Below are 25377 nucleotides of genomic sequence, written 5' to 3'. Positions count from 1 at the left end.
CACGTATTAACGTTTAAAAAGTTGAGAAATAACATGAAATAGCTTTTTATAAGAGAAAAATGGCTGGTACTTATAATACGATTCATATTTCCACGCATCATGATTTGAAAACTGAAGTTGGTTAGGTACTGTTTTCTCTTGGATAGAACTAATATTCTGCTGCTTCATATATTAACCTCCTGAATTCATATGTATAAGATTAGTAGTATTCAAGGAAGATTAATAAAATGTATATTTATTTTGTAATTCATTTTATATGTGCTTTATTTATGTTTTAATGGCTATTTATAAACATAAATAGCCATTAAAACACCGTTGCTAAACAATCTTTAAAACGTAGAGAAACGTAAAATAATGAAAAGCAAGCTGTTAGTCATGTATTCATCACTTTCAAGACGCTTAAGTGATGATATAATAGGAATAGATGAAAGATATAGAAAAGCAGGTGACTCTTTTTTGTTTACAAAAGCACAAGAACTTTTAGCGTCTTATTTCGGTTATTCGTCATTCCGAAGAGGACAAGATGAAACAATTAAAAATGTATTAGATGGGAAAGATACAGTTTGTATTATGCCTACGGGCGGTGGTAAGTCAATTTGTTATCAAATTCCCGCATTAGTATTCGAAGGAACGACATTAGTTATTTCACCTTTGATTTCACTTATGAAAGACCAAGTAGATACATTAGTACAAAACGGTATTTCAGCTACTTATATTAATAGTTCTATTTCTATTACAGAAGCAAATCAACGAATTCAATTAGCGAAACAAGGTCATTATAAGTTACTTTATGTGGCGCCTGAGCGTCTTGATTCAATGGAGTTTGTTGACCAACTTATCGATATGAAAATCCCGATGATTGCAATTGATGAGGCGCACTGTATTTCGCAGTGGGGACATGATTTCCGTCCAAGTTATTTACATATACATCGCATATTAGATTATCTTCCAAAAAAGCCACTCGTATTAGCATTAACTGCTACGGCAACACCACAAGTTCGTGAAGATATTTGCAACACGCTTGGAATTAATCAAGAAAATACGATTATGACAACGTTTGAGCGCGAGAACTTATCATTTTCTGTTATTAAAGGACAAGATCGTCATGCATATTTAGCGGATTATATTCGTCAAAATCAAAAAGAATCTGGGATTATATATGCAGCTACTAGAAAAGTAGTTGATCAATTGTATGAGGATTTAATGAAAGCGGGCGTTTCGGTATCAAAATACCATGCTGGTATGAGTGATACCGATCGAAATGAGCAGCAAGAACTCTTTTTACGTGATGAAGTGAGTGTAATGGTAGCGACATCTGCATTCGGGATGGGGATTGATAAATCGAATATACGTTACGTTATCCATTATCAACTGCCAAAAAACATGGAAAGTTATTACCAAGAAGCAGGACGTGCCGGACGTGACGGTTTAGATAGTGCATGTATATTGCTATATTCTTCTCAAGACGTGCAAGTACAGCGCTTTTTAATTGATCAGTCGACTGGAGAATCTCGTTTTTCAAATGAACTTGAAAAGCTGCAAAATATGACTGACTACTGTCATACAGAACAATGTTTACAATCATTTATTTTGCAATACTTTGGAGAAGAGCCGAAAGAAGATTGTGGGCGCTGCGGTAATTGTACGGACGACCGCGAAAGTATCGATGTGACGAGAGAATCACAAATGGTTCTATCTTGTATGATTAGAACGAACCAACGATTCGGTAAACAAATGATTGCACAAGTGCTAACTGGATCTAAAAATAAGAAAGTTATTGAATTTAATTTTCATACTTTACCAACATACGGATTACTATCAAATCGTAGCGTAAAAGAAGTTAGTGAATTTATTGAGTTTTTAATTTCAGATGAGTTAATCGCAGTTGAACATGGTACGTATCCAACATTAAAAGTAACGGAAAAAGGGAAAGAAGTGTTACTTGGTAAAGTGAATGTTTTACGTAAAGAACGAGTAGAGACAAGACAAATTGTTCAAGATCATCCTTTATTTGAAGTACTTCGTGAAGTACGTAAAGAAATTGCGCAAGGAGAAGGTGTACCTCCATTCGTTATTTTCTCTGACCAAACGTTGAAAGATATGTGTGCAAAAATGCCGCAAAGTGACTCTGAACTTTTAACTGTAAAAGGGATTGGCGAACATAAACTTGTGAAGTATGGTTCTCACTTCTTACAAGCAGTTCAGCACTTTATAGAGGAAAACCCAAACTATGTTGAAACAGTTAAAACAGAAGTGGTGACAGAGCGGAAAAAATCAGGGAAAGCTTCAGCAAATTCTCATTTAGAAACGTATGAGATGTATAAACAAGCTATTGATCTAGATGAAATTGCAAAAGAACGTGGCTTATCAAGACAAACGGTTGAAAATCATTTAATTCGTTGTTTTGAAGATGGAATGGAAGTAGATTGGAACAGTTTTGTTCCTGCAGAATATGAATCACTGATTGAAAAGGCCGTGCAGAATGCAGAAGGTGGTCTGAAATCGATTAAGGAACAACTCCCAAATGAAGTGAGTTACTTTATGATTCGTGCTTATTTACAAATTAGAAAATAGAGACATATAAAGGAGATAGGGATATATGCATCACGTTTTCGTGTATGGCACGTTAAGAAAAGAGCAAACGAATGCTCATTTTATGCAAGGTGTAATATGCATCGCAGACGAAGCATGGACGTATGGAAAATTATTTGATACAAACGAAGGGTATCCGGCAATGATTTGTTCAAATAAAGATAAAGTATATGGAGAAGTTTACGAAGTAAATGATGATATTCTGCAAAAATTAGATGAACTGGAAGAATACACAGGTAATGCAGAGAGTGACCTATATGATCGAATCACTGAAACGATTTATTTAGGTGATAGAGAAATACGTGCATTTGTGTATGTTGCTCAAAATAAAGAAATGCTGATGGAAGTTATCGTTTCTGGGGATTGGGTGGAGTATAAACAAGGAAAATAATGGAAGTTATAGAGCAGATAGTGGGAGCGTCCATTATCTGCTTTTTGACTTGATACTTCCAAAATTCTGATTATTTCGTTAAAATGTAAATAATGGGAATACATAATTTTTTTCATAGGTGTCAGAAATTTAGTTTCTCACCTGTAGAAGAAAAATCTATGGCAGAAGGAGAATAATAATGAACGAATTAGATGTGAGAAAATTTTACGAAAAACAATTCGAACTTTCGAATTACGATATCAATACAGAAAGTTGGTTAGAGCAAGTTGCTACAGAAGTTAAAGAACAAATTGGCTATCCATTTCAGTCGATGTTAGAACTAGGAGCAGGAAATGGCGGATTTGCAAGGGCGATGTCAAAGTTACATGTAAAGATGACTACTGTTGAGCTTGTACCAGAGTTAGTTATGTTTGCAAAAGAGCATTCAACTAGTGATATTGTTATTCATTGCGCTGATTTTTATAAAATAAATTTTGAAGAAAAGTTTGATATTGTTAGTTATTTAGATGGATTTGGTGTAGGAATAGATGATGAACAATTGATTCTATTAAAACGGATTAAAAATTGGATGAAGGATGAAGGATGTGCACTTATTGATATTTATCAACCATTGTATTGGAAAAAGGTAAGTGGACAGGAAATGACATTAAGTGCAGCTATGCGAAAATATGAATATGATAGTATAAATGAAAGAATGTTAGATCATTGGTGGCATCCTAATAATCCAAATGATATAGTTACACAGTCTTTACGTTGTTATACGGTAGATGAGATTAGCAATCTATGTGCTGAAGCTGGTCTAAGTATTGTAGGGATCTTTCCAGGAGGAGCATATGATTTTGAAAAACGGAAATATAAAGAGCAAGCATCTTTAAATGAATGTTTCTCATATCGTATAAAAATAAAAAAGAGTAGGGATTAATTCCTTACTCTTTTTTACTTTTATAGTGTGAATAATTGACTGTCTTTCGTATGTAATTATCGTTCTTTTTTTATCCTTATGGATCTTAGTACAATCCCGATGCCAAGAAATAAAACATTGGCAACGACACCATTAATAGGATTTAACCAAAAATCACTACTATTTGTAAGAGTAATAATACCGGTTATAGTTATTAAAACAGTAGGTACGGCGTCTTCAAGTGCATGCATGAACACACATGGCCACACTGATTTTGTAAGTCTATATATTTCGACATACATAATAGACCAAGAAACCATAAGTATGCATCCTGATAAAAGCATATTTAACCTAGAAATAGATTCAAAATATTCATTTGGTAAAAAAACTAAATAATAAGCGGCATGCCAAAGAGCCCAAATTAAACCAGAAACTAAATAAATTAGCCAATCGTTTAACTTTAATTCAATAAGCTTTGGGGTTAAATAACCGCGCCAAGAGAACTCTTCGAAAATATTTTTAATAAAATTACCTATAATAGACATGAGTATGAGTGAACATAATGAGGACATCTCAAAGTTAGATATGTTAACGACTCCGAAAAATAGAGCTAAGCTTATAGTTATTAGTGTAACGAATGGATAAATAAGTATTGCTACGAAATACCATTTAAAGTTTCCTTTAAAATTTGGTTTGATACCAAAATTATGCCAATCTCGGCTAAGAATTTTAAGTAATATGCTGACGAAGAAAGGAAGTATAAGCCATAAGCCCATGCCTAAAGAATTTCCTTTAGGCTGATCTGTTAGAAGAGAATCAAGAAATACACCGATCCAACCACTTGCTAGCACAATTAACACAAAAATAATTAAATGTAACTTTACATGTTTTCTATTGGTTGTAGTCATTTCGAATAAACTCCTTTTTATTTTTGGTATTTACCTATTAACTCTTCTCATTATTTTATAAGTGAAAGGAGGAAATCGATAGAAAGATAGATGAGAGTTTAGTAAGTTAGTGTATATATCGTTATTATTAATAGAAAGTAATAGCTTTTGTACGCATTATTTTATTATATGTAAAGTGTTGTAATTTAGATGTTTTATATTCTTATAATGTAAAAATAACGATAAGATTTCAAAATTAGAAAGATGAAAAGTGAGTTTTTTCGGAAAATTTAAATTGAAACTATTGACTTTATGAATGGATTTTTAATACAATTGTATCTCGACTGAAAAATTAGAACGGACAGGAGGGAATCATCAAATGAACAACATTTTTGAAGAAGAGTTACAAAAAATGAAAGATACGTTAAGTACAATGGATGATCAATTAGAACAGCTCGAAAACATTCCGGTTTATTATGGAGAAGATTTTAAAGAACAAATTCTAGAAAGTATGAGAGAATCTAATAGACAAAACTTACGTATTGGAGTGCAAGAACCGTACTTTGGAAGATTAGATTTTCAGGAGGATGGCAAGGAAGATATTATGCCAATCTACATCGGTAAAGTAGGTGTTTCACATAAAGATACAATGAAACCAATTGTAATTGATTGGCGGGCACCTGTCGCAAGTATGTTTTATTCATTTACCGGTGGGGAGGAATTAGCGTTTTATGAATCACCAGACGGATTAGTAGAAGGTGATGTGTATTTAAAACGAAACATCTCTATTCGAAAAAGAGAACTAGAACGTGTTGTTGATACATATGTAAAAGGAAATGAAGATGTTTCGCATGCCGATGATTTTCTTCTATATCGATTAGGTGAGAATAAAGATAATAAACTAAAGGATATTGTTTCGACAATACAATCGGAGCAAAATGATATTATTCGTGCGGAAAGAAACTTACCATTATTAATTCAAGGGGTTGCAGGGAGCGGAAAAACAACGATTGCTTTACATCGCCTTGCTTTTTTAATTTATGAATACCGTGAGCAATTAGAAGCTGAGAGAATGATTGTATTTGCTCCGAATAGTCTTTTTTTAGACTATATTTCGAGTGTGCTTCCGGAATTAGGTGTAGGGAATATTAGTCAAACAACATTTGCAGATTGGGCATTACGTACGTTAGATGATTCGGTGAAACTAAAACAAACAGAAGAAAAGTTGAAAGAAGCATTTTCTATTAATCGTGATGAAGAAAAGGTTATGCTCGGTAAATTGAAAGGCACGCTGGAATTTAAGTCCTTTATTGAAGAGAGAATGGTCCAATTTGAAAAAGAATTCGTACCAACAAGTGATTTTGAAGCATGGGACAAAGCTATTATTCCAGTAGAAGACATAAAAAAATGGATGCAAGTTGAATATAAACATTATCCATTAAAGAAAAGAAGAGAAAGATTAGTCGGCCGAATGAAGCGCTGGATTGAAATTGAACTGAAAAAGTATGGAGAAACAAACGAGAAGAAATTACTAAAAAAAGAAGCGACAAAGAGATTGAACACATATATGAAGTTTTGGCCGAAAATGAGCGCACTTTCACTATATAGCTCAATATTGAAAAGTAAAGAAATACTCGAAGTATTACCTGAAGAACTTGTGAAAGAAACTGAAAAGAATTGTCGTAAAAAAGAAGTGTATGTAGAAGATCTACCTGCTTTAATTTACATACATCACCGCATAACAGGTATTGAAATCGGACAGAAATTCCATCACGTCGTTATTGATGAAGCACAAGATTTCTCACCATTTCAAGTGTATGTATTAAAAGAAATTACACTAGGTAATTCTTTCACTATATTAGGTGATTTATCTCAAGCAATTTATGATTATCAAGGAATTGAAGATTGGGGTGCTTTTAAGGAAGTATTCCAAGAAACAGGTTATTATGAACTGACGAGAAGTTATCGCTCTACAAAAGAAATTATTGAATTTGCGAACGAGATTATTAAAAATGCAGAAATTCCAGTTGGGCTCGCAACACCAGTTTTTCGTAGTGGTGAAGATGTTAAAGTAATCCATACAGAAGATCAATTTAATGAGATTATGAAGACGTTAAAGCATCTACAAAATGAAGTTGTGAAAACAATTGCGGTAATAGGAAGAACAGACGATGAATGCCGCGATATATATGAGAAATTAACAAATGTAGGACTGGCTGTAAACGTCATAGAAGCAGATCAAAGTAAATATGAAGGTGGTATTTCAGTAGTACCTGTATACTTGGCGAAAGGGCTAGAATTTGATGCGGTTCTACTAATTGATGTTGATGAAGAACATTACAAAAATACAAAACACGATGCGAAGTTATTGTATGTCGGATGTACAAGATCACTCCATGATTTATGGATTTTCCATAGCGGAGAAGCATCGCCTTTAATAAAAGGATTAAAATAAATATGAAAAACAAGAGGGTTTTCTAGTAACAAAAAGAAGAACCTCTTGTTTTTCTATATAAAGACTTGGAGAGAAACTAACTATGATTACAAAGGTAATAACAAAAAGAAATTGGGAAATTGCAAAGATAAATGGAGAAATTAATGAAACTTCACTAAAAGAAGAGGGATTTATTCATTGTTCATTTTTAAAACAAGCTTTAGAAGTTGCTGAAAAACATTTTAGTCATGAAGAAGATGTTTTATTACTGACAATTGATCCATCCTTAATAAAAGCAGAAATAAAATATGAACTTGCTTCTAACGGTCAAGAATATCCGCATGTATATGGAGTAATTCATATTGAGGCAATTGTAAATGTTACCCCATTTATTAAAGAAAATGGAGAGTTTATATTACAAGAGGTACAAAATTAAGATTGTTATAAGCATTTAAATAGCCAGAAAAGCACAAATTATATAAGTTTGTGCTTTTTTATTATCTATTTTTTGTAAATACGTATTGTTTTTATCACATTAATACTGTACGATACATAGTATAAAACATATACTGTATGACATATAGTAATGAAAATGAGGTGAGTGAATGGATGCTTTATTAAATTCGTTAATTACTGAACTAAGAAGAGGTACATTAACATTAGCGGTTTTAAGCCAGTTAAGAACACCGCAGTATGGGTATTCACTTGTCCAATTATTGGAACAATCAGGGATTACAATCGATCAAAGTACGTTATATCCACTACTTCGCCGATTAGAAAAGCAGGAGCTAGTAACGAGTAGTTGGGATAAAACGGAGAGTAGACCTCGTAAGTATTACGTTTTAAGTGAATACGGATTAGAGATATTTTTGCAGCTGAAGAAAGAATGGATAAAGGATTCGAAAGAACTTTATAACTTATTAAAGGAGGAGGACAAAAATGAACTTGATTGATATGTATGTCGAGGAAGTAGCGAAGAGATTACCTGAAAAAAATCGTGAAGATATTACTCTTGAACTACGGTCAACAATCGAGGATATGTTACCTGATAATTATAATGAAGACGATGAAAAAAGAGTTCTTGAAAAATTGGGAAGTCCAGTTTCGTTGGCTAATGGATATTTGGATAGACCGATGCATTTAATTGGACCACGTTATTTTGATGTATATACGACATTATTAAAAATGATCATACCAATTGCGGCTGTTATCGCTCTCATTGCAATGGTTGCAGAAAATTTTGTTGGATATAATGGTGAGCAAGCGGTATTAAACGTTATTTTAAATGTGATAGGTAAAGGAATTGGGGAAATTATCGAAGTAGGCCTCCATGTGTTTTTCTGGTTGACACTTGTATTTGCAATTTTAGAAAGAACTGATAAAGACAAAGGTACCCAACCGTTGACGACAAGTTTAAAAAAATGGACGCCTGATGATTTAAAAAATACTTCGTATGTTCCAAAGAAAAAGTCGATCTCAAAGTTCGAAGTATTTGGCGGGTTAATGTGGACGGCAATATGGGCAACACTATATTTTTATGCAAACCATCTTGTAGGTGTATATCATGGTACAGAAGACGGACTGAAGTTTGTCGCGCCAACTTTTAATCAAGATGTGTTACTTCAGTATTGGCCAATCGTTGTAATTATAATTGTTTTTGAAATAGGTATATCTCTTTATAAGTTAGTACAGGGACAATGGACGAAAAAGTTGGCAATTGGGAATGCTTTTCTTCAAATAGCTGGAACAATAGTATTCATTGTAATTGTAGTAAATCCACATTTATTTAACGAAGGATTTATTACGTATGTGGCAAATGTGTTTACTACTTCTCCAGAGGAATTTAAAAAGTGGTTAATTGGTGGAGGTATTATCATTTACATTTTATCTGCTGTCTTAAATATATTTGATGGTTTCCGAAAAGCTCGTATTCGTATATAGGAGTGAAATTAGAGGAAAGGAAGAAAGTGATGATAAGGGAAGCAAGGAAACAAGATGTAACATACATGTTAGATATTTATAATGATGCTATATTGTATACAACGGCCGTATATACGTATAAACCTGTAACCCTTGAAAATAGAATAGACTGGTATGAACAAAAAAAGGCTGAAGGTTATCCAATTTTAGTATACGAATTAGATAATAAAGTAGTAGGGTATGCGACATTCGGGCCATTTAGAGCTTGGCCTGCCTATAAATATTCAATTGAGCATTCTGTGTATGTTCATAAGGAATATAGAAAAAATGGGATAGGAACTTCTTTAATGAAAGCATTGATCACAGTTGCAAGAGATAGGGAATATATGACCTTAATTGCTGGAATTGATGCAGAAAATAAGAAAAGCATTGCCTTACATGAAAACTATGGATTTGTTCATGCGGGGACAATTAAGAAGGCTGGTTATAAGTTTAAAAGATGGTTAGATTTAGCTTTTTATCAATTGGAGCTTAGTGGTCCTAAAAAGCCTACTGAAGAGTAAATGTTTACATTATGCGAATTATGTATTTTAGAAAGGTAGCATGGAGAAATTTCATGCTATCTTTTTTATTGTATGTATAAATAACATGTAACAAAAAAAGGTTTTTAATATTCTATATCGAATTTTTAGAAGATGATAAAACTATATAAAAAGAGGTATGAATATATACAAAAAGTATAGTGTAGGTATGCTAGGGGTGAGTAATTGAAACGAAACTTAAAAACTTCAACAATCATTATATTGATTTTAAAAATTATTGCTTTGGAAGTTGGAATTGCGATTTACGATCATAATTTGTCATTAAATACAATTTACTTTGCAGCAATCCTTATTTGTATTGTATTGCTTTTTGGCACACGTGTTTCTGAAGAGAAAGAAAGTACATCGAAAGAGAGACGAAGAAAAACAGCTCTTATATTTTGGCCATCTATTTTATTGTCTATCGCTTGCTTTGCCGTTATTAGTTATATAAGAATAGGCTATGTTTCTGTACCAGGTATAATTGGCTTTTCATGCTTTGTTACTTATGGTGGATTCGTGTTTATTAGTATTTTAAAAAGGAAAAGTAAAAATTAAAGGTAGCTTATTAAGTTGAAAGGAAGAAATATATGAAACACATTGAAAATGGTACGCGCGCTGAAGGAGAATACATTAAAAACAAATTAATTCAATATAACATGTCTATTTTAACAGATGAAGCAAAACAGCCGATGGAGCAAGTAAGTTTCGTAGTGAAAGATGAGGATGGAAAAATATTTGGTGGAGTAACAGGAACGATGTATTTTTATCATCTTCATATAGATTTTTTATGGGTTGATGAAACAGTTCGTCATGATGGTTATGGCAGTCAACTGTTACATAAAATCGAAGACATCGCGAAGAAAAAAGGTTGTAGATTAATATTATTAGATTCATTTAGTTTTCAAGCACCAGAATTTTATAAAAAGCACGGCTACCAAGAATACGGTGTTGTTGAAGATCATCCTAAAGGACATAGTCAACACTTTTTAGAGAAGAGGTTATAGGAATCGTATTCGTGCTCTAGAAGAAAAGTGGATTTTAAAAGCATCACCAATAAGGTGATGCTTTTTTTGTTTATAGCAACTACTTAATCTGATGCAATTATGGAAACAAATAGTACGATTCGTATAACTATGATTTTCTTTTTTATTTGAAATGAGTTACTGTCTTTGTAGAAGACACTTGTAGTATAGGTTTTTCTAACAAATGCTGTTTAATTTTTAAGAGCAGAAGAGCAATAAGACGAGCTCTGAATACAAAAATAAAAAAGGAGGTGTAAAGAAATGGGTTATATCGTAGATATTTCAAAATGGAACGGTAACATTAACTGGGATGTAGCCGCTCCACAACTAGATTTCGTAATCGCTAGGGTACAAGATGGATCAAATTATGTAGATCCTTTATATAAAAATTATGTCCAAGCAATGAAAACTAGAAATATTCCATTTGGTAACTATGCATTCTGTCGCTTTATTTCAATTGCTGATGCGAAGAAGGAAGCGCAAGATTTTTGGAATCGCGGTGATAAGAGTGCTACAGTTTGGGCTGCTGACGTAGAAGTGAAAACAATGGATGATATGAGAGCTGGTACGCAAGCTTTTATCGATGAGTTACGCCGACTAGGTGCTAAGAAAATTGGCTTATATGTTGGGCATCATGTATATGAGCCTTTCGGTATGGCGAACGTAAAAAGTGATTTTGTATGGATTCCTAGGTATGGTGGTAACAAGCCATCATATCCTTGTGACATTTGGCAATACACTGAGACTGGTAATGTACCTGGTATCGGTAAATGTGATTTAAATCAATTGATAGGAAATAAGCCGCTTTCTTGGTTTACTGGGACAGTACCTATACAAGAAAATGTACAAGCACAAGTCTCTAAACAAAATATTATCCAATCGGGTGCTTTTTCACCATATGAGGCTCCAGAAGCTATGAGGGCTTTAACATCGGTAAAAATGACTGCGACCTTCATTTTGCAATCAGATGGCTTGACGTATTTTATTTCCGATCCAACAAGCGACGCACAATTAAACGGTATGAAAGGTTGGCTTGATCGTAAAGGTTGGTGGTATGAAATTAAATGAAGATAAAAGCCGTTCTATTGGGCGGCTTTTATCATTAGTCAACTTAATATATTACGTGCTATTTTTAATATAGAAGTAATAGGAAAGGATGAGAGAGTGGCTGTATATATTGCAATTGTAAAATCGATATTATAAATTAATCTTATGTAGGTTTTCATAACAAGCTGGATTCTATAGTTTTAAATTGAAGGAAGTAAGACAAAATAAATATAATGATCAGTTTGATGGGAGAAAGAAAATGTACACGTATAAATTGCAACATGAACAACCAATCTGCGTAGGTAAAATAAAAAAACTTTATGACTCTGTCGGTTGGTGGCCAGAAAGAAAAGAAATCGATATTCAAAATATGTTAAAGAATAGTATAGCGATTGGAGTATGGGAAGAAAATGAATTAATCGGATTTGCTAGAGTTGTTTCTGATGGTGTTTTTCGAGCATACATAGAAGATGTTGTTGTGCATGAGAGTGTAAGAAATAAAGGTGTTGGGGAGAAGATGTTAACAATATTACTTCAGGAGATTTCTCATGTTCATATTGTTAGTCTATTTTGCGGAGAGAAATTAATTAAGTTTTATGGTGAACAGCAATTTCAAGCGACGAAACAAATTGTAATGCATCGTAATCAAATTGTGAAAGAATAAGAGGTGCACATGAGAATGAATGCAACTAGAACATATTGTTTATCAAAAAGAAAAGCGACAGAAGATTCTCCAGATGGTTGGAATGCAACATGTATGAGGCTTAATAATAAAATATTTGCAATAATAAACCATGAAGAAGGAGAAAAAGCTGCGATTACATTAAAATGTGATCCAGAACTTGCACTAAGATTAAGAGAAGAGTATCCAGAAGCAATCATTCCGGGGTATCATATGAATAAAAAACATTGGAATACAGTGTATATACATATAGATGTAGACCAAGAGCAAATTAATAAGATGATTGATTGGTCATATGATTTAGTTCTACAATCATTTTCAAAGAAAAAGCAGCAAGAGTTATTAGATTAGTATGTATAAGGGGTGGGCGTATTGAAAGACACGATCAAAGGTACATATGATAAATTAGCGAGTACATATAAAGAAAATCTAGACTCGGCAAATCCATATAACAGTTATTATGAAAGGCCAGCGATGATAGAGATGATTCCAAAGAATTTAGAAGGGAAGAGCATACTAGATGCTGGATGTGCAGCTGGATGGTATACTTCTCAATTTATAGAAAGAGGAGCAAACGTTACTGCAATTGACGTAAGTTCTGAAATGGTAAAAGCTGCAAAGGAAAGTATGGGTGATAATGCAACGTTTCTTTGTCATGACCTGCAAGAAGTATTACCATTTGCAGATAATACTTTTGATATTATTGTAAGTTCGTTAACGCTTCATTACTTAGAAAATTGGAATAAAGTATTTAAGGAGTTTCGCCGAGTATTAAAGCCTGGTGGAGAATTTATATACTCCATTCATCATCCTTTTATGGACTTTACAAAGTTTACTAGTGAAAATTATTTCGAAAAACAATTATTAGTAGATACTTGGGTTAAACCAAATATTACAATAGAAGTTAGCTTTTTTAGAAGGGCACTCCAAGACATAGTTAATGAAACAACAAATTATTTCGTGTTAGAAAAAATGGTGGAACCGAGGCCAGTTGAAAAGATGAGAGAAGTAAATGAAAAATCATATCATTATCTAAATACAAATCCACATTTTCTTATTATGAAAGCCATTAAAAAATAGGTAGTAAAATAATTATATTTTACTACCTATTTACAATTTTAAATTACATATTAGGAGATCTTGAAATGAAAACGAAGCGAAATAGACTATTGTATGCACTGTTTACTATCTTTGTAATTATTTTAGGTCTTAGCTCAAGAAAGTTAGCTTTTGCGTTACCTCATCTATTAAACGAGTACTTAGGCGATGCTTTATGGGCATTGATGATTTTTACTGGATTCGGATTTTTATTTCCTAAAATAGAAACGAAGAAATTGGCTTTTATTAGTTTGCTATTTTGCTACGGGATTGAAGTGAGCCAATTGTATCATGCTGAATGGATAGATAGTATTCGTGCAACGACTTTAGGTGGACTTGTATTAGGTTACGGATTTTTGTGGAGTGATTTAGTTGCTTATACAATTGGTGTTGGAGTAGGATTTCTTATTGAGTTTATATTACGGGAGAAATAAGAGATTTGGAAAAGGGGTATTCGTATATGAAGGATATATTAGAAATTGTGAATTTTTGGTTTCGAGATAAAGATGTCACAATTACTAAACTACAATCAAACGTAACGAAGGTTCTTTGTAAGAATAAAGCATATATTCTAAAGGAAAAGGGATCAATAGAACACCATTTAGTTGAACTAAATGTATTAGAACAACTTGATGAAAAAGGGGTTAAAGTACAAAGACTAGTGAATACGAGTAATAACGAAAGGTATGTATTTTATAAAGAGAAATATTATTGTGTGTATGAATACATTGCTGGAAATGTGCTTGAAATAAAAGATACAGAAAATCTGAAACAGCTTGGATGCACAATTGGAGAAATAATAGCGTATTTACATCAAGCACTTAATTCAATGGATAGTGAAAACGGGTACGTAAAACGAGATTTATACAAGGTAGTATATGGTTGGGCTTTACCTATCTTAAAAAAGAATGAACATGTTCATCGGGATGTAATTCGAAAAATGAATCAAGTACATACAGATTTCAAGAAAAAGGTCCACCCATTACGAAAACAAATCATTCATCGCGATATGCACTTATCGAATGTAATCTTTAAAGATAATGAATTTCAAGGGTTTATAGATTTTGAACTTTTAGAAAGGAATGTTAGAGTATTTGATTTATGCTATTGTTGTACGAGTATTTTGAGTGAGTTATATAGTGATGAAGAATTAAGAGGGAAGTGGCAACATATCATCAGCAAAATCTTTGAAGGATACAATAAACAATGCACTTTAACGAGAGAAGAGCTACAAGCGATTTGGTATGTTATGCTTTCTATTCAAATTATCTTTATTACTTATTTTGTTCAGATAAAAGATTTACTAAAATTAAATGAAGAGATGTTCTTTTGGATTTTTGCAAATAAAGAAGTTATTGAAGAATCAATAGAAAGGTTAGTACGAAAATGAAAAAAATAATATTAATAGGTTCTGGTGGTTCAGGAAAATCTACATTAGCAAGGCAATTAGGAAATAAATTAAATATTAAAGTACATCATCTTGATGCGTTATTTTGGAAACCGAATTGGGAGGGTGTATCGAAAGAAGAGCAAAGAAAGGTTCAAAATGAATTAGTTAAAGAAGATGAGTGGATTATTGATGGGAATTATGGCGGGACAATGAACATAAGAATTAACGCAGCTGATACAATTATCTTTCTTGATATTCATAGAACAATATGTGTTTATCGTGCTTTTAAAAGGGTTGTACAATATCGGAATAAAACAAGACCGGATATGGGGGCTGGATGTGAGGAAAGGTTTGACTTGCAATTTTTCAAATGGATATGGGAATATCCTAAAACGAAACGACCTTCAATTTTAAAGAGGCTAAATCAATTGAGTAAGGATAAAGAAGTTATTATTTTAAAATCCTCAAATGAAGTAAGACTATTTTTAGAGAAGTATGATACCATAAATAGTTAGATTTTAAAAAGAAGTAACATGGGGGGATCGGATTGAATAGATTCATTGGCCCGGTTGATTCTAATATGGTGAAAATTCCAGAAGGAAAAGTAGTATTAAGAGATGATCGAATTAAAAAAGAATGGCAAGTCCAAGTTAAACCATTTCTTCTAGCAAAGTATGTTGTGACGACGGAATTATATGATGCGATTGCGAATCATAAACTAAATTTATTCAAAGATAATAATAAACCTGTTGTAAATATTTCATGGAATGATGCCATTATATTTTGTAATTTACTTTCAAAAAAAGCGGGATTAAAAGAATATTATTCTATTAGTGATGATAGTCTAATTGTTAGTTGTAATTTAGCTTCAAATGGATACCGATTACCTTCTGAAGCAGAGTGGCAATATGCGTGTAAAGCAAATACGACGGGATATACATATGGGACACTTGAGAAAATAGCATGGTATAATGAGAATTCTAATGGACAAATTCATGACGTTGGCCAAAAAGAACCAAATGCATGGGGACTATATGATATGTTAGGAAACATTTGGGAATGGTGCTATGATTTGTATGATGAAAAGGTATATGGATCGTACCGAATTTTCCGAGGCGGTAGTTGGGCTGAAGAAGCTAGAGGTTGTGGGGCGACTTGTCGCCGGCGTAGTCATCCTACATTTCATATAGATGATCTTGGATTTAGGCTTGCAAGGTCAATTTAATAAAAGCATGGTATATAACAAAGTGTTTGGAGAGTATTTATATTCTTAACATAATAGACAAGATTTGACGTAAGGAGTGTTCATAATGGCACGTGTTTTATTCATTAATACTGGATCAGAAGGACATATAAATCCAACATTGCAAGTCGTAGAAGAATTAGTTTCACGTGGGGAAGAGGTAATTTATTTTTCAATAGAATCTTTTAGAGAGCGTATTGAAAAGACAGGTGCTACTGTACGAACAATTGACGAGCAAAAGTTTATAAAAGCTTTTCTTTCCGGTGGTCGAAATTATTTATTAGAAAGAATTAACGGCCTTTTGCATACAGTGGATGTTGTGATACCTAGTGTTCTAGAGCAAATTGAAGGGGAACATTTTGATTATATTATTCACGATTCGATGTTTGGCTGTGGCCATATAATTTCTCAAATTCTAAAGCTTCCAGCAATAAATTCTTCTACATCTTTTGCACAGGATGAAAAAGCATTTGAACAAATGTTAGCCCACGTGTCTAAAAATATCCCAGTAGAAGATCAAGATAGGATATATAATGATTTTGAAAGCTTAACTAAGGGAATTGCGGAAAAATACGGAGTTAAAATAAACTCGCCGTATGAAGTTTTCTGTAATCCAGCGCCACTTACTATTGTGTATACAATAAAGGAGTTCCAACCTTTTGGAGATATGTTTGATGAAACATTTAAGTTTGTGGGTCCATCTATCTCTACACAAGTGAAAAATGAAGAGTTTGATTTTACTGCAATTGAAGAAAAAAGCCCGATTTACATTTCACTAGGTACTGTTTTTAATGAATCGCTTGATTTTTATAAACTATGTATGAAGGCGTTTGAGAATAGTGATTATACGATTGTGATGTCTATTGGCAATAAAACGAAAATAAGTGATTTAGGTAAAATTCCTAAAAACTTCATTGTGAAAAATTATGTACCACAAACAAAACTACTTACATATACAAAGTTATTTATTACACATGGCGGGATGAACAGTACACATGAAGGACTATATAAAGGGATTCCGCTTATTGTAATTCCGCAAAGTGCAGATCAGCCAGTTATCGCAAAGCAAGTGGAGAATCTTGGAGCTGGGGTTAAGTTGTCAATGAAGGAACTAACTGAAGAACAACTACGTGAAAGTGTAGAACTCATATTAAATAATCCTTCATTTAAAGAAGCTGCTTTGAATTTGAAGGAGTCTTTCCGAAAATCCGGTGGGTATAAACAAGCTGTTGATGAAATTTCTACATTTGTAGGTCAGTAATCAGTATAAAATTACACATGAAAGAAGTGCCTATATTAAATGATATAGGCACTTTTCTATTATTTGAAAAAAAGGATGAATATCAATTTTGATAAAAGCACCTGAAATCCCCAGTATGTACCATTACTTAGGGTATAATTTTACATGTTAGTAATGATGTCACTGTTTCTGCACAACTTCTACACATATTTAGATGATTTCTATGTCATGATATATTCAGTAAGTGAAATGTTTCACAAAAATGAAATGTTTCTTTACCACGGTGTATATTTACGTATACACTGATACAAGATTGTCTCTTGTTATTCTTTTACATCGAAGCCCACATTACACTACAAAGTATAACAAGAAGGGGACAGGAACATGAATAATCAATTTTTAAAACAACTACAAAATATGAAAATGAACAAAAAAAGTCTAGGAGTTGTTGCATTAACTGCCGGAATTATTGGCTCGACACTTATTCCTCAAAATGCATACGCGCACGGTTTTGTTGAAAAGCCTGGCAGCCGATCTGCGTTATGTAGTCCAACTTATGGCGCACTAAATGTAAACTGCGGAAGTGTTATGTATGAACCGCAAAGCTTAGAAGCACCAAAAGGATTCCCGCAAGGTGGCCCAGTTGATGGACAAATCGCTTCTGCAGGCGGAAAATTTGGCGGTATTTTAGATCAGCAAACTGAAAATCGTTGGTTTAAAAATACAATCACAGGCGGAGAAAATAGTTTTACTTGGAAATATACAGCGCCTCACTTAACGAGTAAATGGCATTACTATATTACCAAAAAAGGATGGAATCCAAATAAATCGCTTACAAGAGCAGATTTTGAACCAATTGGAACTGTACAACATGATGGTTCTGCAGCCTCAAATCATTTAACTCACAAAGTTAATGTACCTACTGATAGAAGTGGATACCATGTGATTTTAGCAGTATGGGATGTAGCTGATACAGCAAATGCATTCTATAATGTAATTGATGTTAATCTTATCAATGATGTGAAACCAGATATAGAAGCTCCAAGTAGTCCAAATGGAATTCAGGCACAAAAAGTAACAGCGAATAGTATAGAACTAACATGGACCCCTTCTACGGATAATGTAGGGGTAAAAGGGTATCAAATCTTCCGTAACGGAGAGATGATTGACACAGTACCAGGAACTCATTTTATTGATAAAAAATTAAAACCAAGTACAGAATATTCGTATACTGTAAAAGCAATTGACGCAGCTGGAAATGTTTCGAAAGAAAGTACAGCACTTACAGTGAAAACAACAGTTGAGGCTCCTGATACAGAAGCACCAACACAACCAAAAGGATTACATAGTATGGGAACGACAGTGTCAAGTGTAGACTTAATGTGGAGTCCATCTGACGATAATATTGGTGTAGACCATTACGATATTTATAGAGAAAAAGAAGGAGCAATGAAAAAGATTGCAACATCCAATATGACTTCTTATATGGATAAAAATTTACTCTCCAATACTACTTATAAATATGTAGTGAAAGCAGTTGATGTAGCTGGAAATGAATCTGTACAGAGTGATATTTTCACAATCACTACTAAAAATGAAAGCGTTTCATATGAAGAGTGGGGTGCGAAGAAAGCATACGAAAAGGGAGATAGAGTACTACACGAAGGAACAGTATATGAAGCAGTCCAGGGTTATCAAGGAAATGGGGATCCAAACTGGATTTATGCCTTATCATTATGGAAAACAGTGTAAGCTTTATCTAGGTATAAACTAAGAGATGTTGGGCTTTGATGCAAAAGGAAATCTTGAGAATTCACTTTTCTATAATAAAAAGGGTAATATATGAATTCATATACTACCCTTTTTATTATGATAATACTTTCGTCATAAGAACGTGCGGAATACCATCTTCCATAAATACATCAGAAGAAGTTTGATAACCTAATTTTTTATAAAATCCTTCAGCATGTGTTTGACCGTGTAGTTTTACTTTTGTAGCTTCTTTGTCACGAGCAATTTCTTCTAACGCGTTGATTATTTCTTTGCCTAATCCGTATTTACGATAGTCTTTTAATATACAAATACGTTCTAATTTTCCTGCGCCGTCAACAAATCGTATACGACCTGTACCTACAGGAAGCTCGTTATAATAAACTAAAATATGTTTACATTCCTCACCGATTTCATCAAATGTATCGAATTCATCCTCCAGAGGGACATTTTGTTCTTTTATAAATACTTCTTTTCGAATATGAAAGGCAGTTTCTAAATCAGTAAGTTCTGTTATGAGTTTGGAGTGCAAATTGTTCAGCCCTTTCTAGTTTGATGTACTTTTGTTTTCATAGTATATCATAATACCACGCTATAAAGAGAAAATATAAAAAGCTGACTGTAAGAGTCAGCTTTCATTATAATTCCTTAATCCCATTTTTTGTTCCAATAATCGCCTTACTAGTCATATTAACAAATAACCCTGTTTCAACTACGCCTGTAATCATTTTTAATTGCGTGTGTAAATTGGCGGGATTCGTTATGTTTTGAGGGAATACACAATCGATAATCACGTTATTATTATCGGTAATAAACGTTTCATTATTTTGTAAACGTAACGTTGTTTGACAACCTAAAGATCGAATTTTTCTTTCCGTTTGTTTCCATGAAAAAGGTGTAATTTCAACAGGTAAAGGAAAAGTACCTAAATGCGTTACGAGTTTTGATTCATCAGCAATGATAATTAGTTCTTTGGAGGAATTGGCAACGATTTTTTCACGAAGTAATGCGCCACCGCCGCCTTTTATTAATTGTAAATTTGAATCAATTTCATCTGCACCATCGATTGTAAGATCGAGTATATCAATTTCGTTTAAGGAGATTAATGGAATGGAAAGTTGTTTAGATAGAGATTCCGTTTCTTTTGATGTTGGTATAGCTTGAAATGATAAGCCTTCCTTTACACGCTCACCTAATTTTTGTATCGTCCAATATACAGTAGAACCTGTACCAAGTCCAACTTTCATCCCTTCTTTTACAAAGTTAGCAGCATATTCACCGGCAAGCTGTTTTAAATTCATCATATTATTCTGCTGGACGCGGGCCTGCATCAAGACCTGAATTTTCTACTGTAAGTATAGGGCGAACGACTATATCTTTATGTACGTGCATTTGGCATGATAAACGTAAGTGATCTTCAATTCCTTTTTCCGTAATCGCATTTTTTTCATTAGAATTCGCTTCACAAAACTCACCTGCTATTATTTCAACCCTACAAGTTGTGCAGCGGGCTTTTCCGCCGCAGCGATGGAGAATGTGTACACCGTTATCTTCAATCGCTAATACTAACTTAGTGCCTTCTTTTACATCAAAAGTTCCCGCACCTTCAATTGTTAATTTTGGCAAATTTGTTCCTCCTCACGTAATATTGTACATAACATATTTATGACCGCGAATTATTAAACATAAACATAATTTTTTTATATGCCCCGTAACTTTTTTATTTATTGAATCGTTAATTTAGTAAGCGCTGAAAAGGAGTGGTTATTTTGTGCACAAAAGTAACTCATATTTTTAAAAATCATATCGATATGAATCATTCAAATATAAACTTTTTAATTGAGCAATACGGAGAATTGAAAAGGTACTGTACATTTTTAACGAAAAACAAGTGGGACGGCGAAGACCTTGCCCAAGAAACAGTTTGTAAAGTTCTTCAAAAATATAGTAATAAAGATATTTGTATGACACTTGTATATAAAATAGCTCGCAATCGTTGGATAGACCAGATGAAATCAAAATCAGTTCATGAAAAAATAAAGGGACAAATTACTTTTGAAGAACCACATGAGAACATTGCAGATTTGCATGAAATGGTAGGGAAAGTATTATCGTTACTCAATGTACAACAATCCACCATTTTATTATTAAAGGATGTTTTTCAATATAGTATCGCTGATATTGCTAAAGTATGTTCCATATCGGAAGGTGCAGTAAAAGCTTCTTTATTTCGGAGTAGAAATAGGCTGAAAACTGTAAGTGAAGAAGGGATTGAGATTGTAGAATTCACAGATGATATTGAAGTTGTAGTAACGTCTATTCGTGAGGAAAAGCCGGAATTGTTAACAAAGCTTCTTCCGACAATAGATTTTACTAAGTTACCGTCTAAACAGCCAGTCTTATTATTTAATGCAAAAAAACCTTCTTCCTACAGTTGTATGCTTTGCGTGGCATAACAATTATTGGAGGGATTAAATATGAATGCAATTCCATATGTAGTAGAACAAACGAAATTAGGAGAACGTTCCTATGATATATATTCAAGGTTATTAAAAGACCGCATTATTATTATCGGTTCAGAAATAAATGATCAAGTAGCAAGTAGTGTCGTAGCTCAATTATTATTTTTAGAAGCGGAAGATGCCGAGAAAGATATATTTTTATACATTAACAGCCCAGGCGGCTCAACGACAGCAGGTTTTGCCATATTAGATACGATGAATCTCATTAAACCAGATGTACAAACGCTATGCATGGGATTTGCAGCATCATTTGGTGCATTGTTATTATTATCAGGTGCAAAAGGGAAACGGTTTGCACTCCCTAATAGTGAAATTATGATTCATCAGCCACTTGGTGGTGCGCAAGGTCAGGCAACAGAAATTGAAATAACAGCAAAAAGAATACTAAAGTTAAAGCGTGATATTAATAAAATGATTGCAGAAAAAACAGGGCAATCAATTGAAAGAGTAGCACATGATACAGAAAGAGATTATTTTATGACTGCAGAAGAAGCGAAGGCATATGGGATAGTAGATGATGTTGTTACGAAAAAATAAGATAAAACAGGCTAGAGGATATGCTAACCCTCTAGCCTGCTTTGTTAATCTTTTACCCATTCATCAACTAGCGCTTGATTCTTTTTAATCCATTTTTGTGCCGCTTCTTCGGGATCTTTCGTTTTATTTAACTCGACCATTAATGTACCAAGTTGTTCATCGTTCATTTTCCATTTATCAAAGTATTTTATGATATCCGGATGATCTTTTTCGAAACCTTTACGAACAGAGTAATAAATGTCATCTTTTTCACCATATACTTTCTTAGGGTCTTTTAAATATTTTAAGTCAAATTCCGAAAAGCCCCAATGCGGATTCCAAAGCGTAACAGCGATTGGTTTCTTTTTCGTATATGCTTTCTTTAGTTCACTCATCATTGCAGCTTCAGAAGATTGGACAAGTTTTAGTTTAATATCATATACCTTCATTGCTTTATTCGTTAAATTCATAAGACTACTACCGGGTTCGATGCCAACAATTTTGTTATCTAGCTCATCTTTATGTGCATTTAAATCCTCAATACTGTTAATGTTTTTCATATAAGAAGGGACGACGAGGCCAAGTCCAGTACCTTCATACCATTTGGATTTTAAGACAATATCATCTTTATAACGAGCATTTAACGGTTTATCCGTAACGGGTAGCCATACTTCTAAATTAGCATCAACATCACCGCGAGCAACACCAGTCCAAATTGCCGCTTTTTCTAAATACATGAGTTCAACTTTGTAACCTTTTTGTTCTAATAAAACTTTCCACATGTTTGCCGTGGCAATGTTTTCTTTCCAACTTGTTACACCAAGTTTAATTTTTCCTTTCGAATTTGCATTTGTTGCATTACATGAAGAGAAAATCATAGTAATAAATAACGAAAGGCATATAAGCCATATTTTCTTTCTCATTGAAACCCTCCTAAGAAACGTTTGCCTTTTTAAATAAATGTATAAGTAAGCATTCTTATTATGAACGGAAACAAGAATTTTAAAGAAATCTTATGAATGTCATTTTTATGTAATATTTCTTTGCAAAATCGCAACACTATGTGAATAGATGGGTAGAAAAGGAGTAGTGACATGGATAATACAAAGGTGCGTATTGAAAACGTAACAAAAGTATTTGGGAAACACCCGCAAAGAGCGCTTACCTTATTAAAAGAAGGAAAAAGCAAATCGGAAATTTTGAAAGAGACAGGAATGAACGTTGGTGTGAAAAAGGCAACGTTTGAAGTATATACGGGAGAAATTTTCGTAATTATGGGGCTGTCTGGTAGCGGGAAATCTACGTTAGTTCGTATGTTAAACCAATTAATTAAGCCAACTGCAGGACATATATACATAGATGGGGAAGATATCGCAACGATGGGAAAAGAAGAGTTGCGAAGAGTGAGAAGAACGAAGATGAGCATGGTTTTTCAAAAGTTTGCTTTATTTCCGCATCGTACAGTGATACAAAATGTTGCGTACGGATTAGAAATTCAAGGGGTTCCAGTAGAGGAACGAGAGCATAAAGCATTAGAATCGCTACAGTTAGTAGGACTTGATCATCATAAAGATAATTATCCAAGTCAACTTAGTGGCGGTATGCAACAGCGTGTTGGAATCGCAAGGGCATTAACAAATAATCCCGATGTATTGTTAATGGATGAGTCATTTAGTGCATTAGATCCACTTATTCGAAAAGAAATGCAAGATGAGCTGTTAGAATTACAAGATAAAATGGAAAAAACAATTATATTTATTACACATGATTTAGACGAAGCGCTTCGAATTGGAGATCGGATTGCATTAATGAAAGATGGAGAGATTGTTCAAGTTGGAACGCCAGAAGAAATTATGATGAGTCCTGCCAATGAATTTGTCGAGAAGTTCGTGGCGGACGTGAATTTAGGAAAAGTCATTACGGCGGAATCTATTTTAAAACGACCAGAGACATTATTGATTGATCGTGGACCACGTGTAGCACTTCAAATTATGAGGAACGCTGGTGTATCAACTGTATATGTTGTTAACAAAAAATATGAATTTTTAGGTATATTAACTGCGGACGATGCGAGTAAAGCCGTTCAAAAACAGTGGCCAATTGCGGATTTATTACTTAACGATATCCCGCACGTGTATGTAGATACTTTGCTTGAGGAAACATATGCAAAAATGGCGGAGATGAAATATCCGTTGCCAGTAATTGATGAGAAGAAAAGGCTAAGAGGAATTATTAAACGTGAAAGTGTCATTCAAGCTCTTGCAGGTAATATTGAGGAAGAGGTGAAAGACGATGAGTAGTATACCACGTATTCCATTAGGCGAATGGGTCGATTCATTTGTGGCAAGTTTATATGAGCACTTTGAAGGATTATTCCGAGGATTCTCTTATATTATCGGCGGATTCGTTGATTTACTCACTAATTTTTTAACAATAATACCAGCCGTATTGATGATTATTATCCTTTGTTTCCTCATTTGGTACACAACGAGAAAAGTATCTTTAGTTATTTTTACACTGATCGGTTTATTATTTATTTTAAATATTAACTACTGGGCACAAACGATGCAGACATTAGCACTCGTACTTACATCTGTTATTATTTCAATCATTGTAGGAATCCCAATCGGAATTTTAGCTTCTCAAAATGAACGCTTCTCAAAATTTTTAAAACCGACATTAGATTTTATGCAAACAATGCCTGCTTTCGTATATCTCATTCCTGCGATTACATTTTTCGGAGTAGGTGTAGTACCTGGAATTATTGCATCTGTAATCTTTGCAATGCCACCGACAATTCGGTTTACTGACTTAGGAATTAGGCAAGTTCCAGAAGATTTAATAGAAGCAGCGAATGCGTTTGGCTCTACCGCATCACAAAAATTATTTAAAGTACAATTACCACTTGCAACTGGGACAATCATGGCTGGTGTGAACCAAAGCATTATGCTTTCTTTATCGATGGTAGTAACAGCATCTCTTGTAGGTGCACCAGGTCTTGGGGTTGATGTATACCGCTCTGTAACACAAGTAAATATCGGAATGGGATTTGAAGCCGGACTAGCTATTGTTGTCATTGCGATTATATTAGACCGTATTACACAAGGTTTTCATCAAAAAAGAAGATAAACAAAAAAC

The 25377-nt window shown here is 33.6% G+C and carries 30 protein-coding genes; 24 read left to right on the top strand and 6 right to left on the bottom strand.

The window, feature by feature from the left end; translation table 11 throughout:
- Positions 1–6 precede the first annotated feature (6 nt).
- The gene (locus MR115_RS02475) at positions 7–168 is read right to left on the bottom strand and encodes a hypothetical protein (RefSeq protein ID WP_242239705.1); all 162 of its coding nucleotides are present in this window, start codon (positions 166–168) and stop codon (positions 7–9) included.
- Between the two features lie 288 nt (positions 169–456).
- Between MR115_RS02475 and recQ the strand changes: the two genes are divergently transcribed.
- The 3 genes from recQ (at position 457) to MR115_RS02460 (ending at position 3905) form a co-directional block, all read left to right on the top strand.
- Positions 457–2574, top strand: a complete 2118-nt coding sequence (gene recQ / locus MR115_RS02470; protein ID WP_242239704.1) for a DNA helicase RecQ — start codon at positions 457–459, stop codon at positions 2572–2574.
- A 25-nt stretch (positions 2575–2599) separates the two neighbouring features.
- On the top strand, positions 2600–2983 hold the full coding sequence (locus MR115_RS02465) for a gamma-glutamylcyclotransferase family protein (RefSeq protein WP_242239703.1): 384 nt from the start codon (positions 2600–2602) through the stop codon (positions 2981–2983).
- A 178-nt stretch (positions 2984–3161) separates the two neighbouring features.
- Entirely contained in the window at positions 3162–3905 is a 744-nt protein-coding gene (locus tag MR115_RS02460) for a class I SAM-dependent methyltransferase (protein ID WP_242239702.1), read from the top strand.
- A 56-nt stretch (positions 3906–3961) separates the two neighbouring features.
- On the opposite strand, the gene MR115_RS02455 is transcribed toward MR115_RS02460, so the two are convergent.
- Positions 3962–4792, bottom strand: coding sequence for a CPBP family glutamic-type intramembrane protease (locus MR115_RS02455; RefSeq protein ID WP_242239700.1), 831 nt, complete (start codon positions 4790–4792; stop codon positions 3962–3964).
- 358 nt (positions 4793–5150) lie between these two features.
- Between MR115_RS02455 and MR115_RS02450 the strand changes: the two genes are divergently transcribed.
- The 17 genes from MR115_RS02450 to MR115_RS02370 all read left to right on the top strand — a co-directional run bounded on the left by MR115_RS02450 (position 5151) and on the right by MR115_RS02370 (position 19183).
- Positions 5151–7226 (top strand): HelD family protein, encoded by a 2076-nt coding sequence (locus tag MR115_RS02450; RefSeq protein ID WP_242239698.1) that lies wholly within the window; start codon positions 5151–5153, stop codon positions 7224–7226.
- An 82-nt stretch (positions 7227–7308) separates the two neighbouring features.
- On the top strand, positions 7309–7641 hold the full coding sequence (locus MR115_RS02445) for a DUF952 domain-containing protein (protein WP_242239696.1): 333 nt from the start codon (positions 7309–7311) through the stop codon (positions 7639–7641).
- A 169-nt stretch (positions 7642–7810) separates the two neighbouring features.
- Positions 7811–8158: a PadR family transcriptional regulator gene (locus MR115_RS02440; RefSeq protein WP_060486712.1), complete on the top strand. Its 348-nt coding sequence runs from the start codon at positions 7811–7813 to the stop codon at positions 8156–8158.
- Positions 8145–9146 carry an HAAS signaling domain-containing protein gene (locus MR115_RS02435; protein WP_242239694.1) on the top strand — a complete coding sequence of 334 codons (1002 nt, stop codon included), beginning with the start codon at positions 8145–8147 and terminating at the stop codon, positions 9144–9146. The genes MR115_RS02440 and MR115_RS02435 overlap by 14 nt, the downstream gene beginning before the upstream one ends.
- Before the next feature lie 29 nt (positions 9147–9175).
- A complete protein-coding gene (locus MR115_RS02430) occupies positions 9176–9688 on the top strand; it encodes a GNAT family N-acetyltransferase (RefSeq protein ID WP_242239692.1) in 513 nt (170 codons plus the stop codon).
- A 204-nt stretch (positions 9689–9892) separates the two neighbouring features.
- On the top strand, positions 9893–10264 hold the full coding sequence (locus MR115_RS02425) for a hypothetical protein (RefSeq protein ID WP_242239690.1): 372 nt from the start codon (positions 9893–9895) through the stop codon (positions 10262–10264).
- A gap of 32 nt (positions 10265–10296) precedes the next feature.
- Positions 10297–10713 carry a GNAT family N-acetyltransferase gene (locus MR115_RS02420; RefSeq protein ID WP_242239688.1) on the top strand — a complete coding sequence of 139 codons (417 nt, stop codon included), beginning with the start codon at positions 10297–10299 and terminating at the stop codon, positions 10711–10713.
- Between the two features lie 279 nt (positions 10714–10992).
- On the top strand, positions 10993–11799 hold the full coding sequence (locus tag MR115_RS02415; protein WP_242239685.1) for a GH25 family lysozyme: 807 nt from the start codon (positions 10993–10995) through the stop codon (positions 11797–11799).
- A 238-nt stretch (positions 11800–12037) separates the two neighbouring features.
- Positions 12038–12442 carry a GNAT family N-acetyltransferase gene (locus MR115_RS02410; RefSeq protein WP_098884902.1) on the top strand — a complete coding sequence of 135 codons (405 nt, stop codon included), beginning with the start codon at positions 12038–12040 and terminating at the stop codon, positions 12440–12442.
- Positions 12443–12457: 15 nt separating this feature from the next.
- Complete coding sequence (locus MR115_RS02405) at positions 12458–12811, top strand: MmcQ/YjbR family DNA-binding protein (protein ID WP_242239683.1); 354 nt, start codon at positions 12458–12460, stop codon at positions 12809–12811.
- A 21-nt stretch (positions 12812–12832) separates the two neighbouring features.
- Positions 12833–13540, top strand: a complete 708-nt coding sequence (locus tag MR115_RS02400; RefSeq protein WP_097863497.1) for a class I SAM-dependent methyltransferase — start codon at positions 12833–12835, stop codon at positions 13538–13540.
- 65 nt (positions 13541–13605) lie between these two features.
- Complete coding sequence (locus MR115_RS02395; RefSeq protein ID WP_242239682.1) at positions 13606–13992, top strand: ribosomal maturation YjgA family protein; 387 nt, start codon at positions 13606–13608, stop codon at positions 13990–13992.
- Between the two features lie 26 nt (positions 13993–14018).
- Positions 14019–14948, top strand: a complete 930-nt coding sequence (locus MR115_RS02390) for a phosphotransferase enzyme family protein (protein ID WP_242239679.1) — start codon at positions 14019–14021, stop codon at positions 14946–14948.
- Positions 14945–15463, top strand: a complete 519-nt coding sequence (locus MR115_RS02385) for a DNA topology modulation protein (protein WP_097818060.1) — start codon at positions 14945–14947, stop codon at positions 15461–15463. The genes MR115_RS02390 and MR115_RS02385 overlap by 4 nt, the downstream gene beginning before the upstream one ends.
- Before the next feature lie 32 nt (positions 15464–15495).
- On the top strand, positions 15496–16173 hold the full coding sequence (locus MR115_RS02380) for a formylglycine-generating enzyme family protein (RefSeq protein ID WP_242239677.1): 678 nt from the start codon (positions 15496–15498) through the stop codon (positions 16171–16173).
- A gap of 85 nt (positions 16174–16258) precedes the next feature.
- On the top strand, positions 16259–17452 hold the full coding sequence (locus tag MR115_RS02375; protein ID WP_242239675.1) for a macrolide family glycosyltransferase: 1194 nt from the start codon (positions 16259–16261) through the stop codon (positions 17450–17452).
- A gap of 363 nt (positions 17453–17815) precedes the next feature.
- Positions 17816–19183 (top strand): lytic polysaccharide monooxygenase, encoded by a 1368-nt coding sequence (locus MR115_RS02370; RefSeq protein WP_242239673.1) that lies wholly within the window; start codon positions 17816–17818, stop codon positions 19181–19183.
- 115 nt (positions 19184–19298) lie between these two features.
- Here MR115_RS02370 and MR115_RS02365 read toward each other — a convergent pair whose 3' ends face one another.
- The 3 genes from MR115_RS02365 to MR115_RS02355 all read right to left on the bottom strand — a co-directional run bounded on the left by MR115_RS02365 (position 19299) and on the right by MR115_RS02355 (position 20827).
- Positions 19299–19733: a GNAT family N-acetyltransferase gene (locus MR115_RS02365; protein ID WP_242239671.1), complete on the bottom strand. Its 435-nt coding sequence runs from the start codon at positions 19731–19733 to the stop codon at positions 19299–19301.
- A 106-nt stretch (positions 19734–19839) separates the two neighbouring features.
- Entirely contained in the window at positions 19840–20502 is a 663-nt protein-coding gene (gene rpiA / locus MR115_RS02360; protein WP_242239990.1) for a ribose 5-phosphate isomerase A, read from the bottom strand.
- A gap of 4 nt (positions 20503–20506) precedes the next feature.
- Complete coding sequence (locus tag MR115_RS02355) at positions 20507–20827, bottom strand: 2Fe-2S iron-sulfur cluster-binding protein (RefSeq protein ID WP_063263086.1); 321 nt, start codon at positions 20825–20827, stop codon at positions 20507–20509.
- A gap of 143 nt (positions 20828–20970) precedes the next feature.
- Here MR115_RS02355 and MR115_RS02350 point away from each other — a divergent pair, with 143 nt between their 5' ends.
- Positions 20971–21657 (top strand): RNA polymerase subunit sigma-70, encoded by a 687-nt coding sequence (locus MR115_RS02350; RefSeq protein ID WP_242239669.1) that lies wholly within the window; start codon positions 20971–20973, stop codon positions 21655–21657.
- Between the two features lie 21 nt (positions 21658–21678).
- Complete coding sequence (gene clpP, locus MR115_RS02345) at positions 21679–22260, top strand: ATP-dependent Clp endopeptidase proteolytic subunit ClpP (protein WP_098884911.1); 582 nt, start codon at positions 21679–21681, stop codon at positions 22258–22260.
- Positions 22261–22304: 44 nt separating this feature from the next.
- Here the strand turns inward: clpP and MR115_RS02340 are convergent, their stop codons facing one another.
- Positions 22305–23162 carry a glycine betaine ABC transporter substrate-binding protein gene (locus MR115_RS02340; RefSeq protein WP_242239667.1) on the bottom strand — a complete coding sequence of 286 codons (858 nt, stop codon included), beginning with the start codon at positions 23160–23162 and terminating at the stop codon, positions 22305–22307.
- Between the two features lie 171 nt (positions 23163–23333).
- Between MR115_RS02340 and MR115_RS02335 the strand changes: the two genes are divergently transcribed.
- Positions 23334–24539, top strand: coding sequence for a quaternary amine ABC transporter ATP-binding protein (locus MR115_RS02335; protein ID WP_242239665.1), 1206 nt, complete (start codon positions 23334–23336; stop codon positions 24537–24539).
- Positions 24532–25368, top strand: coding sequence for an ABC transporter permease (locus tag MR115_RS02330; protein WP_237980327.1), 837 nt, complete (start codon positions 24532–24534; stop codon positions 25366–25368). Before MR115_RS02335 ends, MR115_RS02330 begins: the two co-directional genes overlap by 8 nt.
- Positions 25369–25377 lie beyond the last annotated feature (9 nt).

The organism is Bacillus cereus group sp. BfR-BA-01309 (genome assembly GCF_022664315.1).
GTDB lineage: Bacteria > Bacillota > Bacilli > Bacillales > Bacillaceae_G > Bacillus_A > Bacillus_A mobilis.
This window is presented reverse-complemented; position numbering and strand designations above follow the sequence as displayed.